The sequence below is a fragment of the uncultured Campylobacter sp. genome, from assembly GCF_938017775.1.
Taxonomy (GTDB): Bacteria; Campylobacterota; Campylobacteria; order Campylobacterales; family Campylobacteraceae; genus Campylobacter_B.
Map to the genome: position 1 here is coordinate 17,219 of NZ_CALIIU010000022.1, position 14,739 is coordinate 31,957.

General features: G+C 48.0%; 12 protein-coding genes. 5 read left to right on the forward strand and 7 right to left on the reverse strand.

All coding sequences use genetic code 11. The features are described 5' to 3' along the window. Nucleotides 1-19 precede the first annotated feature (19 nt). Nucleotides 20-1,909 (forward strand): DMT family transporter, encoded by a 1,890-nt coding sequence (locus tag Q0537_RS03955; protein WP_299225282.1) that lies wholly within the window; start codon nucleotides 20-22, stop codon nucleotides 1,907-1,909. Here Q0537_RS03955 and Q0537_RS03960 read toward each other — a convergent pair. Continuing rightward, nucleotides 1,853-2,656 carry a metal ABC transporter permease gene (locus Q0537_RS03960; RefSeq protein ID WP_299225284.1) on the reverse strand — a complete coding sequence of 268 codons (804 nt, stop codon included), beginning with the start codon at nucleotides 2,654-2,656 and terminating at the stop codon, nucleotides 1,853-1,855. The genes Q0537_RS03955 and Q0537_RS03960 overlap by 57 nt on opposite strands. Further along, nucleotides 2,649-3,416 (reverse strand): ABC transporter ATP-binding protein, encoded by a 768-nt coding sequence (locus Q0537_RS03965; RefSeq protein ID WP_299225286.1) that lies wholly within the window; start codon nucleotides 3,414-3,416, stop codon nucleotides 2,649-2,651. Before Q0537_RS03965 ends, Q0537_RS03960 begins: the two co-directional genes overlap by 8 nt. Nucleotides 3,417-3,515: 99 nt before the next feature. On the opposite strand from Q0537_RS03965, the gene Q0537_RS03970 reads away from it, so the two are divergent. The 3 genes from Q0537_RS03970 to Q0537_RS03980 are packed head-to-tail and all read left to right on the forward strand — an operon-like array spanning nucleotide 3,516 to nucleotide 7,669. Further along, a complete protein-coding gene (locus tag Q0537_RS03970; protein ID WP_299225288.1) occupies nucleotides 3,516-4,424 on the forward strand; it encodes a class I SAM-dependent methyltransferase in 909 nt (302 codons plus the stop codon). Continuing rightward, on the forward strand, nucleotides 4,387-5,259 hold the full coding sequence (locus tag Q0537_RS03975) for a cytochrome c peroxidase (protein ID WP_299225290.1): 873 nt from the start codon (nucleotides 4,387-4,389) through the stop codon (nucleotides 5,257-5,259). Before Q0537_RS03970 ends, Q0537_RS03975 begins: the two co-directional genes overlap by 38 nt. Next, complete coding sequence (locus Q0537_RS03980; RefSeq protein ID WP_299225292.1) at nucleotides 5,249-7,669, forward strand: GGDEF domain-containing phosphodiesterase; 2,421 nt, start codon at nucleotides 5,249-5,251, stop codon at nucleotides 7,667-7,669. The genes Q0537_RS03975 and Q0537_RS03980 overlap by 11 nt, the downstream gene beginning before the upstream one ends. A 573-nt stretch (nucleotides 7,670-8,242) precedes the next feature. Here the strand turns inward: Q0537_RS03980 and Q0537_RS03985 are convergent. From Q0537_RS03985 to Q0537_RS04000, 4 genes are all read right to left on the reverse strand, one after another. Beyond that, nucleotides 8,243-9,766 (reverse strand): succinate CoA transferase, encoded by a 1,524-nt coding sequence (locus Q0537_RS03985; protein WP_299225294.1) that lies wholly within the window; start codon nucleotides 9,764-9,766, stop codon nucleotides 8,243-8,245. A gap of 990 nt (nucleotides 9,767-10,756) precedes the next feature. Then, nucleotides 10,757-11,275 (reverse strand): hypothetical protein, encoded by a 519-nt coding sequence (locus tag Q0537_RS03990; protein WP_299225297.1) that lies wholly within the window; start codon nucleotides 11,273-11,275, stop codon nucleotides 10,757-10,759. Between the two features lie 138 nt (nucleotides 11,276-11,413). Then, nucleotides 11,414-11,971, reverse strand: coding sequence for a sel1 repeat family protein (locus Q0537_RS03995; protein WP_299225299.1), 558 nt, complete (start codon nucleotides 11,969-11,971; stop codon nucleotides 11,414-11,416). 138 nt (nucleotides 11,972-12,109) lie between these two features. Next, a complete protein-coding gene (locus tag Q0537_RS04000) occupies nucleotides 12,110-12,541 on the reverse strand; it encodes a redoxin (protein ID WP_299225301.1) in 432 nt (143 codons plus the stop codon). Between the two features lie 346 nt (nucleotides 12,542-12,887). Between Q0537_RS04000 and Q0537_RS04005 the strand changes: the two genes are divergently transcribed. Further along, nucleotides 12,888-13,622: a hypothetical protein gene (locus tag Q0537_RS04005; RefSeq protein ID WP_299225303.1), complete on the forward strand. Its 735-nt coding sequence runs from the start codon at nucleotides 12,888-12,890 to the stop codon at nucleotides 13,620-13,622. 81 nt (nucleotides 13,623-13,703) lie between these two features. Here Q0537_RS04005 and Q0537_RS04010 read toward each other — a convergent pair whose 3' ends face one another. Continuing rightward, nucleotides 13,704-14,714 carry a DUF475 domain-containing protein gene (locus Q0537_RS04010; RefSeq protein ID WP_299225305.1) on the reverse strand — a complete coding sequence of 337 codons (1,011 nt, stop codon included), beginning with the start codon at nucleotides 14,712-14,714 and terminating at the stop codon, nucleotides 13,704-13,706. Nucleotides 14,715-14,739: the final 25 nt, after the last annotated feature.

Genomic DNA, 14,739 nt, shown 5'->3' on the forward strand with positions numbered 1-14,739 from the left:
GAAATTCTACTTTAAATTTATGAAAAATTCTATCTCGGAGCTCGCGGAAAATTTTAATTCAAAATCCGCTTTAAATTTTATTTTAGATCCGGTGCGCGAGCGCGCGAAAAACACAGCTTTAAATTCTGCTTCAAATGTGGCGTTTACGTGCGCGAAAAATACAGCGCCTGGCGGTGCGGTAAATTTCGCTCCCGCTCCCTACCTCAAAAGAAATTTCAAATTTCAAGACGCGGCCGCCGAGTTAAATTTCATCTGCAAAAGAAATTTAAAATTTTATCCCGTTTCGGTCGGTTTTGCCGTATGCAATCGTGCCTCGGCCAGTTTTGCCGCGCGCAATCTCGTCGCGCTCTATTCCGCTCCGCGCGTCAAAAATCCAGGGAGAAAATTCGCTTTAAATTCCGCGGCTATTGCGCTAAATTTAAAGCCCGCGCAGGATATGAGCCGCACCGAAAATAAAGCTTTAAATTCTGCAAAATCTCCCGAAACAAATCCTTGCGAAAATTCCGCAAGAAATTTCAAGCGAAATTTTATATTAAATTTTACGGAAAATTCCATTCATAGCGGCGCAAATAGCGCGAGTTCGCTAAGCCGTGCAAGCGTCGTAGACGATCCAAATTTAAGCTCTGCAAAAAGCCTTGCTGACGCCCATACGCGACGCTCAAAGAAAAATTTTACTGGGGTTCTTGCAAACGATCCGGACTCCGCTCATACGCCGCAGAGCTTTGGATTGAAAAATTTTGAGGCGCGGAATTTTGCGAAGAAATCCAATTCGGCACAGAATTCTAGCTCCGCTCGAAGCTTAAATTCCGCGCAGAATTTCGATTTCGCGCAAAGCTCTGATTCTACGCAGAGCCCTGCTGCTGCGCAAAATTCTGCCTCTACGCAAAACTGCACGCAAAGCTCGAATTCCGCGCAGAGTTTCGGGCAAAATTCTAATTCCGTGCAAAGCCGCGCGCAAAACCCCGTTCCGCCTAGCAGGCTGTGGGACCTGGGGCTACTTTTCGTGGCGATCGTTTGGGGATGCACTTTCGTGCCGGTTCAGCGCGCGCTGCATAGCGGCGACGTTTTTAGCTTTTTGTTTTGGCGCTTTTTGGCGGCGAGCATTTTTACTTACCTCGCCTGCCTGCGCTTCGGCGTCAAATTTGACCGCGGCACGATAGGGCGGGGCGTGTTTTGCGGGCTGATGCTGTTTTGCGATTTTTCCTGCCAGACCATAGCGCTTGATTATGCGCTATCATCGACGGTGGCGTTTATTTTGGGGCTAAATGTCGTCATCGTGCCCTTTTTGATGCTTGCGTTTTTCAGCAAAAAGATCGGTGCTAGCGCCTTTGGCGGCGCGGTCGTGGCGCTTTTGGGGCTGTATTTTTTAAGCGGAGCAAGCGGCGCGGTGGGATTTGGCATAGGTGAGCGGTTGACGCTGATTTCGGCGTTTGCATACGCGCTTCACATCGTATTTACGGGCGTCTGTGCGCGCAAAAGCAATCTCTACGGCTTTGTGATCGTGCAGTTTATCTGCGTCTGCGTCTGCGCGCTGATCGCGGCGGTTTTCACTCCGCACGCGGAATTTGAAGGCGAGATAAAGGTGCTAGGAAATTTAATCTTTTCGCCGAGCTTCGACTTCGTTTTTGCGCTGGTTTTGACCTCGATCTTTGCCACTGTCGCGGCGTTTGTGATTCAAACAATGGCGCAAAACCGCGGCGTAAGCGAGATAAAAACGGTGCTGATTTTCGCGCTGGAGCCCGTAAGCGCGGGCATTATGGGGTATGCTTTCGGTGAGAAGCTAAGCGCGCTTCAAATTTTGGGTGCGGCGCTGATACTCGCGGGCATCCTGCTTAGCGAGCTGGGCGGGATTTTAGGCGCGAAGTTTGCTAAAGACCGAGCTTGCGAAAAAGCAGACCGAGGCGACTAGGATGATCGAAGCGCCGCTGGTTAGATTGAGCTTAAAGCTCAAAATAAGCCCCGCCGCGCAGAAAAGCGCTGATAGCGCGCAGCTTATCGCCATCATCGAGCCTAAGTTTTTTGAAATTTTTTCGGCGATAAAGGGCGGGATCGTCATCAGCGAGATCACTAAGATTAGTCCTACGATCTGAATCGACGCGACCACCGCGAGGCTCGCCATCACCACGAGGACATAGTAAAAGACGCTCGTATTTACCCCACGCAGCAGGGCGAATTCCTTATCGAAGCTGATCGCTAAAAACTGCCTGTAAAAGCACGCCGTAAGCGCCGCAAACGTCGCGTCGCAAATGCCGATGAAGATTAAATTTTCGTGATTTATCGCTAAGATCGAGCCGAATAAAAAGCTCATCAGATCGGATTTGTACCCAGGCGTGAGATCGGCGAATATTATCCCCAGCGCCATTCCAAACGCCCATATCGCGCCGATTACGGCATCGAAGCGCTCGGTATTTCGCAGCGTGACGTAGGCGATGAGCAGCCCCAAAAACAGCGCAAATACGCTAGCTCCCAGTACGGGCGAGATGCCTAAAAATAGCGCGATGCCGATGCCGCCGTATGCGCCGTGCGCGATGCCGCCTGCTATGAAGCTCATGCGATTTATCACGACTAAAGAGCCCACGACGCCGCAGACTATACTGACCAAAAGCCCGCCGAGTAGGGCGTTTTGCATGAAATCATAGGATAGAATTTCAGCCATTTTTGCACTCCTTGCAGCAGCATTCGTTAAGCGCGAGATCGACGGCGCAAAAGTGCCCGTGCTCGCGTCGCAGGTGATCTAAAAATTCCGCTCTGCCCCCCGGATCGATCTCGTGGGTGTGCGCCGAGCCGTTTGCGACGTAAAGCGCGCGGTTTGCGTAGTTTAGCGCGAGTTGCACGTCGTGGCTGATTAAAATTATGCCGCAGCCGCCCTCGTTTAGGGATTTTAAAAGCTCGTAAATTTGAACCTGCCCCATCGTATCTATGCTCGCTAGCGGCTCGTCAAGAAGTAAAATTTTAGCCTTCGCGCACAGCGCCCGCGCGATGTAAACGCGCTGTCTCTGCCCGCCGCTAAGCTCGCTGATACGGCAGTCAGCTAAGCTTTGCATACCTACGCGCTCCAAGGCTTGCATGGCTTGCTCGCGCTCGGATTTTGAGTAAAAGCCGAAAATTTTCTTATCTATCAGCCCCATTAAAACGACTTCGAGCACGCTGATGGGAAAGCTTTTGTTTATCGCGATGAACTGCGGTACGTAGCCCATTTGCGCCCTGGCAAGCGCGGGCGATCTGCCTAAAATTTCGATCGTGCCCGAGCTTGGTTGTAGCAGCCCCAAAAGCAGCTTCAAAAGGGTGCTTTTGCCGCCGCCGTTGGGCCCGAAAATCGCCAAAAAATCGCGCAGCTCGTAGCTTAAGTTTATATCTTTTAAAATTTCGCGTTTTTCGTAAGCAAAGTTTAAATTTTTTATCGTCACGTCCGCCATGAACGCCCTTTCGCCTAGATTTTGAAAGCATTTATTATAGCCCAAATTCGGAAAAATTGCCAAATTTTGCTATTATTACAAAAAATTTAAAGGCAAGCGGTGGAGAAAATCGGCGAAAAAACACATGAAAATAGCTGGGATAAAAAGTCCGAAAGTTACGCTAAATTTAGCGGCGAGTTAGGAGATTTCGGCAAGCGGGTGTTTGAGATACTGCGCGGCTGGGGGGTGAGCTTTGCGGGTAAAAGCGTGCTTGACGTGGGCGCCGGTACGGGGGTTTACTCGCTGTATCTCGCGTCGCTGGGCGCCAAGGTCACGGCGATCGATAGCTCGGAGGGGATGCTGCGCGAGCTAAGGCGCAGCGCGGGGGAGTTTGGCATCAGCTTGCAAAACGTATTAAATTTAAGCTTTGCGGAGTTTTGCGAGCGGCTGAGCCGCGATGGTTTTGCAAATGCGGCGGGCGAAAATTTTAAAATTTATCCGCGCTCGCAGAGCGAAATTTCAAATGTGCAAGCTCAAGAAGTCCGGGCTTTAAATTTAAAAGACGCTGCGAGCAAAACCCACGAGAGCGAAAATTTTAAAATTCCCGCAGTTTTTGATATCGCGTTTCTTACGATGAGCCCTGCACTGAAGAGCACGGAGGATTTTGAGGCGTTTTTGGCTTTAGGCGAGCGAAAAATTTATCTAAACTGGGCGAGCGAGCGCAATTCATCGATGCTTGCGCCGCTTTTTGAGCGCTTTGGCACGGGGCATAAAAGACTTGCTACCGCCGCCGAAAAGTTCGAGGCGCTACTAAAGACGCGCGACATCAAATTTAAAAGCGAAATTTTAACTGAAAAGCGCGAGCAAAAACGCAGCCTGCAAGAAGCTGTGCAAAACGCCGCATGGCACCTACATATGGACGGCGCGAAGGCCAGTGAGCGCGAGATCGAGGAGATTTTGAAAAAGCGGGCTAAAGGCGGGATGATAAGCGATGAGATCGAAGCGAGTTTTAAGCTGTTTTATATTTAGCCTGGCGCCGCTTTTGGGGCTTTGCGGCAATCTTTTCTCGCCGCTTGAGATGCCTAAATACGACCCGCAAAAGGCGCGGCTGGGCGCAAAAATTTTTACTGACGTAAGATTTAGCAGCAAAGGCCGCTCCTGCGAAAGTTGCCACAACTTCTATCTAAACGATTCGGGTGCTTCGGTGCGCGATGGACGCGTGCCTACGCTCATAAATTCTTATTATTTTGATCGCTACTTGGGCGATTATAATTTCGCGGGCTTTGAAGCGCGGATCGCGGCATCGGTTTTTAGCGAGAATGAACTGGATGCGAGCGAAGATAGAATTTTAGAGCTTATCAGGAAGAATTTAGCCTACAAGCAGGCTTTTGAAAGTGCTTACGGCGAGGCGAATACGGCGAACTTCATTGATGCGTTGAAGGAATTTTTAAAGTCCAAAACGGCGATAAATTCCAAATTTGACCGATTTTTGCGCGGCGAGGTTAAGCTAAATGATGCCGAATATAACGGATATGTGCTTTTTGTGCGGCTATGCTCGGCATGTCACAACGGCGTTAGCCTAGGCACCGGCAGCTTTACTAAAATTCGTCCAAGTTCAGAAGAGGAGGATGTGCCTAGGCATAGGTTCACTTCCGACGGATTTGAGTTGCGCCGCGTGCCTAGCTTGCGCAATATCACGCAAACCGCGCCTTACGTAAACGGGCAGATGGATTTGCGTCTTGCGGTGCGGCAGATTGCAAAGGATCTGCTAAAATACGATCTTAGCGATGGGGAGCTTGATGCTTTGATGAGCTTTTTGGCTACACTTAAGGGCGAGATGACGGAGGCGCAGGATGAAAGATAAGATAATGTGGACTTTGATGGTGGGGATTATGATATTAGGCATAATCATCGCCGGGAATTATTTCTCGTCGCTAAGAGATGTAGCGAGATTTAGCACGATTTCGCGCGAGCTAGCTTTGATCGATAATGCCGATAACCGCCTAAATATATTATTTGATGCAAAAATCGCAAGAAGGGACTTTTCGATTGCAAATGCCGATATGCGCGGCATCTATCAGGTGCTGCAAGCTCTGCAAAAAGACAAAATCATCGATAAAATCGGACTTAGCAGCGATGTGCGCGCGATCGGAAGCGCTTTTAGCGATAAAATTTCACTTTTGGACGAGCTTGGGGCTTTAAATTCGCAGAATTTAATCCTTTTTCAAAGTCTGCAGCAAAAATTTTTATCCAGTGGCACAAATGCGCAAAGAGCAAATCTCTACTCTCAAATTTTAGGGCTTAATTATAAAAATCGCTCCGAGATCTCTGCTTTAAAAAGTGCGCTAGAAAACGCAGATGCGTCAAGCCCCGACGAAGCTGCGTTTATAGGAATTGCGCGGCAAATTTTAAGGAATTTTGAGCGGCAAAATATCATCGTAAGCGATAATCTCTCGTTGCTCAACGAGCGCTTCGCAAGCCTGCGCGAGCGATTTTCTTACGCTAGTGAGGAATTCTACGGCTCGTTTATGCAAATGACGATGCTTTACACGGCGGTGTTTTTGTCGTTTTTACTGCTTACTTACATCATAAATTCCGATGCTTTGCGTAGTAAACGCGCCCTTGCGCCCTATCGCGCGCTATGCGAGCAAGCAGGCGAAGCGATAGTTTTAGCAGATCAGAGCTTTAAAATTTTATACGCTAATAAAAGCGCGCTTAGCTTAAGCGGCTACGAACAAAGCGAGCTGGAAGGAAGCGATCTTGGAGTTTTGATGCCCAAAGATAAGGGGACCGAACTTCCTGCGATGGTAAATAAAAGCGCCAAAGATACGCGCCTGCTCCGTAAAAACGGCGAACTAGCCGATGTGGGCCTAAGGCTAGCAAATATCGCGGCTGCATCCAAGCCGCCGCTATATGCGCTTTACGCTCATGACATCGGCGAGCGCGAGATTATGAAGCTAGCTCTTGCGAACGCGAAGGAGAGCTTAAACAATCAAGTCTATATCGATCATCTTACGGGCCAGGGCAACGAAGCAGCGCTATACGAGCTAATAAACGCCGAAAAAACGGGCGTAGCGATCTACATAACTATCGTAAATTTTGCAAATTTACGGCTTTTTTACAAGGCGGAGACGACGAATGAAATTCTGCGCTCATTTGCGCGCACGCTTGCGATGTGTATCGAATCGCACGAGATCAAAGCCAGTATCTTTCGCATCCAATCGGATGAGTTTTGCCTATTTTACGAGGGACTAAATGTCGCGCGCGACGTGGAGATCATAAATAAATACTTCACCGACAAGGTTTTTAATCTCCATACGACCGAGGGCTTTGCCTCCGCGCCTTTAAATATCACGATGGGCGTAAGCGAGCGTGCCGACGTAGCGGGCGGCGCGAATAGGGTCTTTCAGGCGGTTATGGCGATGTATGAGGCGCAGAGCAAAAACGAGCACGTGGGCTTTTACTCGCGTCCAAATGCGATTGAGGAAAAATATCTGCAAAATCAGATTATGATCAACACTATTCAAAACGCGATCAAGAAAAATCAAGTCTTTGTGCTTGTCCAGCCCATATTTGATATCACCCACCGCGATCCTAGTGGTAACACCTACGGCACCGAGGGCGGTGATTATGTCCCGTTAGTATATGAAATTCTAATCCGTCTAATCGACCGCTCGGGCAAGACGCGCTGCCCGGGTGAGTTTATCGATATCGCAAAGCAAACCTCGCTCTACATACCGCTAACTCAGGTAGTAATAAACGAAGCTTTTCGCTTGCTAGACCGCTTCGCGGGAACTTGCTTTAGCATAAATCTTTCATATTTTGACATCGCAAACGAAGGTATCAAGGAGCTTTTAGAGCGCAAGCTCGCATCCAGCCCAAATGCTTCAAATCTATTTATTGAAATTTTAGAAAGCGAGGAATTTGACGATTACGAGAGCCTTAGAAGCTTCATCGCCGTAGCCAAAAATTACGGCTGCAAGGTCGCGATAGACGATTTTGGCAGCGGATACTCCAACTACTATAGAATTTTAACTCTCGACGTGGATTACATAAAGATCGACGGAGCGCTCATCAAAAACATCGCAAACGACAAAAACTCGCGCGCTATCGTCGAAACCATCGCTAACTTCGCGTGCAAGCAGGGCTACGAGCTCATCGCCGAATACGTAGAAAACCACGAAATTTCAATTATCTTAGAAGAGATGGGGATTAAATATATGCAGGGCTACTTCTACAGCAAGCCGATGGAGCCTTCGAGGATAAAATTCTAATCTCATCTCGCTGCGACTTTATAGACCGCCTTTTTAAATTTATAGCCCAAAGATCGCATTCGTAAGGCGATAAATTCTGATTTAGCAAGCCGCTGCTTTAATACGGAATTTATCTTGGCAAATACTGCGCGAAATTTATTGCGAACTTATGGCGCACCTTATAAGCTAGGATTGCCGTAAAAGCTTGCGCATGGCAAATGAAATGAGAGCTAAATTTAAAATTTAATGGCGGATCTATGGACGAAATTTTGCGAAGTTCAAAATTTTAAAATTTTAAGCCATAGAATTTTAAAATTTGAAATGCGCGAGCTGCAAATTTAAGGCTAAATTTTAAAATTCCGTAGCGATAAAATTTTAAATTCCGCGCCTTAAACCCGCCTGCAAATTTTAAAATTTTACGGCGCAAATTTCGATCTATTCGTTTTATAACATTTCGCGCGAGCTTTACAAAATAAAATTTTAGTGCGCCTCGCTCTAAATAACGATAGAGCTTTCAAATGCAGGCGGAATTTTAAGTGCAAACTTCCCGCTTCAGCAAAAATGGGTTTAAGCTTTAGGCTTTAGCGCATTAGCTCAAGCAAATTCGCTCCAAGCCTTCATGCTCCCCGTATCCTTAAATCTTTGATGCCACGACAGCGCCTCGCTTAGGATGTGCGGAGTATGCCCAGCACAGGGCTGCGCACATGCCCGCTCAAAATAATCTCTCAGTGCGTCTTGGTAAGTGGGATGTGCGATACTTATCATCGCGCGAGCCCGCTCACGAGGGCATTTACCGCGCAGATCGGCGATACCGTATTCGGTGATGATGACCTGGGTGTCGTGCTCAGTATGATCGACGTGGCTTACGAATGGCACGATAGCGCTGATTGCGCCGCCTTTAGCGAGCGATGGGCTCAAAAATAGCGACAAATATCCGTTGCGAGCGAAGTCACCGCTACCGCCAATACCGTTTTTCATCTGCGAACCCATGACGTTAGTGGAGTTTACGTTGCCGTAGATGTCCGCCTCTAGCATGCCATTCATCGATACGACGCCGAGCTTTCTGATGAGCGCTGGCGAGTTGGAGACATCTTGCGAACGCAGTATGATGTGCTTGCGGTAGAAATCGATGTTTTTTTGAAATTCCTCGACACCTGCGGGGCTAAGCGATAGCGCCGTGGCACTTGCAGTGCCTACGACGCCTCTTTTGATGAGATCTAGCATGCCGTCTTGGATCACCTCGGAGTAGCATTGCAGCCCTTGATAGCCAGCATTTTGTAGTGAGCTAAGCACGGCATTGGCGACGTTGCCGATGCCCGATTGTAGCGGCAGTAGCTTCTTTGCGGGAAGTCTGCCACAAGCCTCCTCGTTTTTTAAGAATTTTACGACGTTGCGGCCGATCGCACTTGAAATTTCATCCACGGCGGTAAAATTATTGACGCGATCATGCGTCCTAGCCTCTATTACAGCGACTACTTTGGCAGGATCTACATGCATATAGGGGCTGCCTACACGATCGCCTACGTGCTTGATCGGCAGATCCTCAGCATGCGGCGGCAGGCGCAGATCCGTAACGTCGTGAATGCCCTCCAGCTCAAGCGGCTGATAGTAATTCACTTCTAAAATAACGCGATCGGCGATATCGAGCCAGGCTTGATTATTGCCTAGCGACGTGGACGGCACGAGCTCGCCGCTTTCTTTAATCGCCACTACTTCGATCACAGCAAAGTTTAGATGCGGAAAAAAGCCCGCCTTAAGCTGCGCGGCAAGGCTTGATAGATGCACGTCCGTGTATCGCACGGCGCCGCTATTTATCGCACGGCGCATATCGGCATCCGTAAAAAACGGCACGCGAAAGCTCACGGCACCTGCTTTTGCCAAAACTCCGTCTAAAAGCGGATCGGTCGATGCGCCTGTAAAAATTTCGATTTGATAGGGCTCGCCTTTTTCGTGCAGCGCTGTCACTCGTTGTGCCAGAGCTTGTGGTAGCGCTAGCGCGCAGCCCGCCCCAACAAAGCCGCTAAAGCCCACCGATGCGCCGTTTGGGATCAGCTCGCAGGCTTTCTCGGCGCTCATAACTTTTGATTTTAGATATTCGTTTTGCACGCGTGAGTTCATTTTCCGTCCTAGCCGTGATTTGGGCGAAATTATAATATTTTTGCGCTAAATTTCAAAATCTAAAATTTCGTGCACGAGCTAGGCCATAGAGCAAAATATGAGGCGCGATCGGTTGGGATACGCCGCAAACGCTTCCGATCAGACTTTTTGCTTCGGCGGTTTGCAATACCCACTTGCGCGAGCACCCCGTAAATAGGGTTTTAAGCGTGATTAGAGCTTAGTCTGATGGTCTCGCTGCGATACTGCAAACAACTTATCGCGCGCCGAATTTTGCGGAATTTAGGCGCAAAATTTACGCATAATTTGTGGCCGCGATATTTAAATTTAAGCTTCCTTTTGCAATTTAATCGCTCGCCGCACTCAAATTTAAATCCCCGCCTCGCAATTTTAAAATGGATGTTTTGAAATTTATCGCTCGTGACGTTTAAATTCCGCGCCTAACACAAGCCTTGAACTCATATTTGAAATTACATCGCTTGCGATGCACGCATTTGCCCGTTACGCTTGAATTTTAATCCGCATTAATTGAAATTCTAGCTGCTTAAAATTATCGCCTCCTCGCACAAGACGGCAGTTTAAAATTCCAATTTCGCGCTTTTTTTGGGAGGGCGGCTCGACGTAGATACGTAAAATTTTGATAAATTTTACGCTTGCGAAATTCTAAAAAATTATATCATCGTCACTACTAAATTGCAGATTTGTTTAAATTCTAGTTCTTAAAATTGTAACTCCAGCTGTTACACGGGATTTTTAATTTTAAAGTTGTAGCCCCAGCCGTTACACGAGATTTTTAATTCAAAGAGCCTTGCCGCGTAAATTCTAATCTCTCTGAGCCCAAAAATTGACGCCGCTTAATACATGAATTTAAAAGCGTTTTAGAATTCAAATTTAGCCCGCCTTGTTACCATTTTCGGTCGAGCTCTATAAAATTTCGGCAAATTTTATACTCGCGGAATTTTAAACTCTATCGCCGTGAAATAGAGCGGAATTTTATCTCTGCGGCTTGCCGTCGCCGAATTTAGCGACTATCTCCTCGCTGCAGCTCTCCTTGGGCGCCCAGCCTTCGCGCTTCATCCGCGCCAGATTGTCGCACGCCTCCTGCGAGCCGCCCTCGCAAAGCTCGTCGTATATCACGAGGCTGCGGCACTGCCCGCTCGCGAAGCTCTCCAGCGCCGCGGCATTGCCTAGGCAGGCTCGCTCGCGCAGATCGCTCATCGCGCGCCCGCCCGCGCCGTCCGTTTTGCCTCCCTGCTTCCGCTCAGCGAGGGTTGCGAGCTCGCACGCGCCTGCGAAAAAGCCCTGCGCTTTTAGGCGGTTTCGCACGACGCCGCGACCGCCCAGCTCGTATCTCATCGCCGCTTCGTAGCATGCGGCGGCGTCCTTTTTGCTGCATTTTGCTAAAAGCGCGCTAGTTTTTGCGCCGCTAAATTTAAACTCTTTGGCTTCGCCGTCCGTGTTTGCCAAACTAAGCGCCAGCGCCGCCGCCAGCGCAAGCTTTAAAGCCTTCATCTCTGCTCCTTTTTTCGTTTATCTGCCGCTCGCCCCGATTTACTGCTTCATTGCACCGCATCCGTCGCCCGCTAAAATTTAAAAGGTTCACGCGCCTTATTTGCGATCGAAGCTTGGAATTTTATCGCCTCTGTCGCGCTAATTTTTCGGCAGCAGATCGAGCACCGCGCAGGCGCGCTTGTTGTGCATTTTGCATGCCTTATCTAGCGCTTGCCCCGAGAGCTCAAAACTTTGAGGAGTGCCGATTCCTTGGAGATATTTGACCGACAGCTCGTAGCAAGCTTCGCTACTGCCGGCATCGCACTGCTCGCGAAAAAGCTCAAACGACGCCACGACGTCCTTCTCCACGCCCAAGCCGCGCCCTAGCGCATCTGCGTAGAAAAAGCACGATAGCTGATCTTTTCGTTCGCAGCCGCTTTTCAGACCGCGCGCGACGCGATCGCAGGAGCCTTCGTCGCTTTTTACGATGCAGCTTTGCAGATCCGCCCGCGAAATTCCGTCCGTTTGGATGACCGCATCGGCGCTGCTTTGCGAGCCGGCGCTTGCTTCGCCGCTCTTTATAAAGTGCGCGTTTTGCGTAGCAGTCTCGCCGATACTCGTTGTTTTGCTCGCCGCAGAAATTTTATCCGCCCGCGCGCTCTCGCCACAGTTTGCCGCAAGGGCGCAAAATAGCGCCAAAAATAGAAATTTTTTCATACCCGCCTCCGTTAAATTTAGTGCCATTTTAATTAAAAATGCTGAATTTAATAAAAATGCGCCTCTGCTCTAAATTTTAGCTTTGTGTCGCAGCGTGTTTGAAGTGCGAAATTTAAAGCACGCCGCCAAAGCGATCGATCACAGGCTCTTTAGCGCCGCAAGTACGTTTTGCGCGTCCTGTTCTGGTTCAGCGATTCGGCTAAAGCGCTTTATCTCCTTGCCGTCTCTAAAAATTAGGGTTTGGCGGTGGTAAAATTTCTTCCCGTCGCCGGTAGTGAAGGTTTCGAGCCGAAGCGGCGCTTCAAGCTCGAATTTTTCGTCGTTTATGAACTCAAACGAGGCGCCCGTAGCGCGCTTAAACTCGCTCGTGCCCGCCTCACCCATGCTGCCTACGGCGATAAGCTCGAAGCCTAGGGCTTTTATCTGCGCAAGCGCGCTCTCGTAGGCCTTGCACTGAAGCGTGCAGCCCGTAAGCCCCGCCACGTCGCGCAACTCTGCGGGCAAAAATTTGCCGCTGCCGCCCATTTTCGGATAGGTAAAAACCACGCAATTTTTCGGTAAATTTATCATCTCTCGCCTTTTGATCGAAATAAGGTCGCAAAAATAGCATAAAAAATCTTAAACCCGCTTAATGGATGAAATTTTGCAGCTTCTGGGTATCATTGACGAGCTGTGTTTAAGCAAGGATTTTTGGCGGCGCAAACGAGAGCGGTGAACCCGTAAGTGGAATTTTACTACCAAATAAGCGGGAGTTAAAAAGATTGCACGACAAAGGTCTCGGTTCCGCGCGGCGCTATCGTTAGGTGATTAAATTTTATGCTAGCTTTGAGTAGAATTTTAACCGAATCGCCCTTATTCGGCTTTAAGCAATAGCGTTATAAAATAATCGAATAAAAAATCATAATAAGGAAAGCAAATGATAAATGATGACTTTAAAAGATGGGCTTTGAATTTCGGCAGTTGTGACGGCGGTGATATAGGCTCGCCGAAAAACCCTAGTATTTGGCTTTGCGGATTAGAGTGGGGAGGTGGTTTTAAAGAAGAAGAACTACAAAATATTTTTAAAAATAATGATTTAAAAATTCCTGCCATATACGAGGATTGTAAGGAAAATTTAAAATACCAGTTTAATATAAAAGCTATAAAACTTTTGGCGGCAATAAACGGTGAAGAAAATCATGTCAAATTTAATGAAACTTTTAAACCGTTTTCGCGAGGCGGCAAAGGATACTTTAAGATGAATTTATATCCTTTATCCTTTAAAGATACTAATCACAGCAGATGGACTGAAGCTATTAGCAAAGAAACGGGTTTTAAAGATAAAGACGAATATATTAAATGGATTAGATTAAACAGATTTCCGATATTTAACTCATGGGCAAAAGAATATAGACCAAAGATAATTATTTGTACGGGCATAAGTTATAAAGATGACTTTATTGTAGCGTTCGGCGATCAAAATACGCAGCTACAAGAAAGAAATTTCAAGGATTACAAGAAATTTTTCTATTTTAAAAATAGCTACGGAGCGCTGGTTGTGATAATTTACTTTTTAGGTGGTCGTCACGGGCTTAAAAGCGATGAAGAAATAAGACAAACGGGTAAAGAAATAGCTAAAATTTATGAAGCGTATTTATCGGAATTGGATTAATAAAATTCTCCATATAACTTGGATATTTAAATAGATTTTGTTAAACCCCATATTTTGGTTTCGTTTTGTTATCATAGAATTTTACTCGTTGTTTCCGGCGATCGTTTCGATTAGTTTGCGTTTGTTTCGGCGGTTGTAAAGCACCGACGAAAGGAGCGATAGCGCGATGAATAAGATCCCCACGGTGCCCGTTATGATCTCGCTTACTTCAAATTTCAGCTTGGCAAACATTATAAACGCCAAACACGCGATAGCGTAGTGCGCGCCGTGCTCCAGATAGGCAAAGTGCGACAGCGTGCCGCGGGCGATGAGATACAGAGTGATGGAGCGCACGAACATCGCGCCGGCGCCGAGACCTAGCATGATGATGAAGATATTATCGCTTAGCGCAAACGCCCCGATCACGCCGTCGAAGCTAAAGCTCGCGTCCAAGGTTTCTAAATACAAAAAGCCCGCAAGGCCGTTTTTTACGCCGTCCGTGCCGAAAAGGCGGTCGAAGCAGGAGATGAGCAGATAGAGCAGGATCGCGCCGAAATACGCCGCGCCGAGCGTCGCTGAACCCGTTTTAGCAAGCAGCACGAGCCCCGCGGCTAGAGCGATCAGCGTGGGCGCGTTTGGAATGCGCTTTAAAAATCGCACTACAGCGTTATTTTCGATTATGCCTAGCCAATGTAGCTCGCGCTGCGCATCGAAGAAAAAATCGCAAAAGACCATCAGTAAAAAAGCACCGCCGAAAACGTAAATTTGCGCTTCGTTCTCGCTTAAAATTTCATGGTAGCGCTGCGGTTGCTTAAGTGCCAGCATGAGGGTTTGCCAAAGTCCTAGATGCGCGCTTGCGGCGACGATTAGCACGGGAAATAAAAATCTCATCCCGAAAACCGCGATCGGAATGCCCCAGAGGATAAATCTGCTCTGCCACACCGGCGCCATATCTTTTAGCACCTTGGCATTGACTACGGCGTTGTCGAAGCTAAGGCTGATTTCCAGCGCGCATAAAAGCGCGCAGATATAAGCGGCACCAGCGCCGCCGATATAAAACGCGATAGCAAGCGCAATTAGGCTTACTACAAAAGAGGAGTAAAAATATTTCATCGCTGTCCTAGCCGATTTTTTGCGC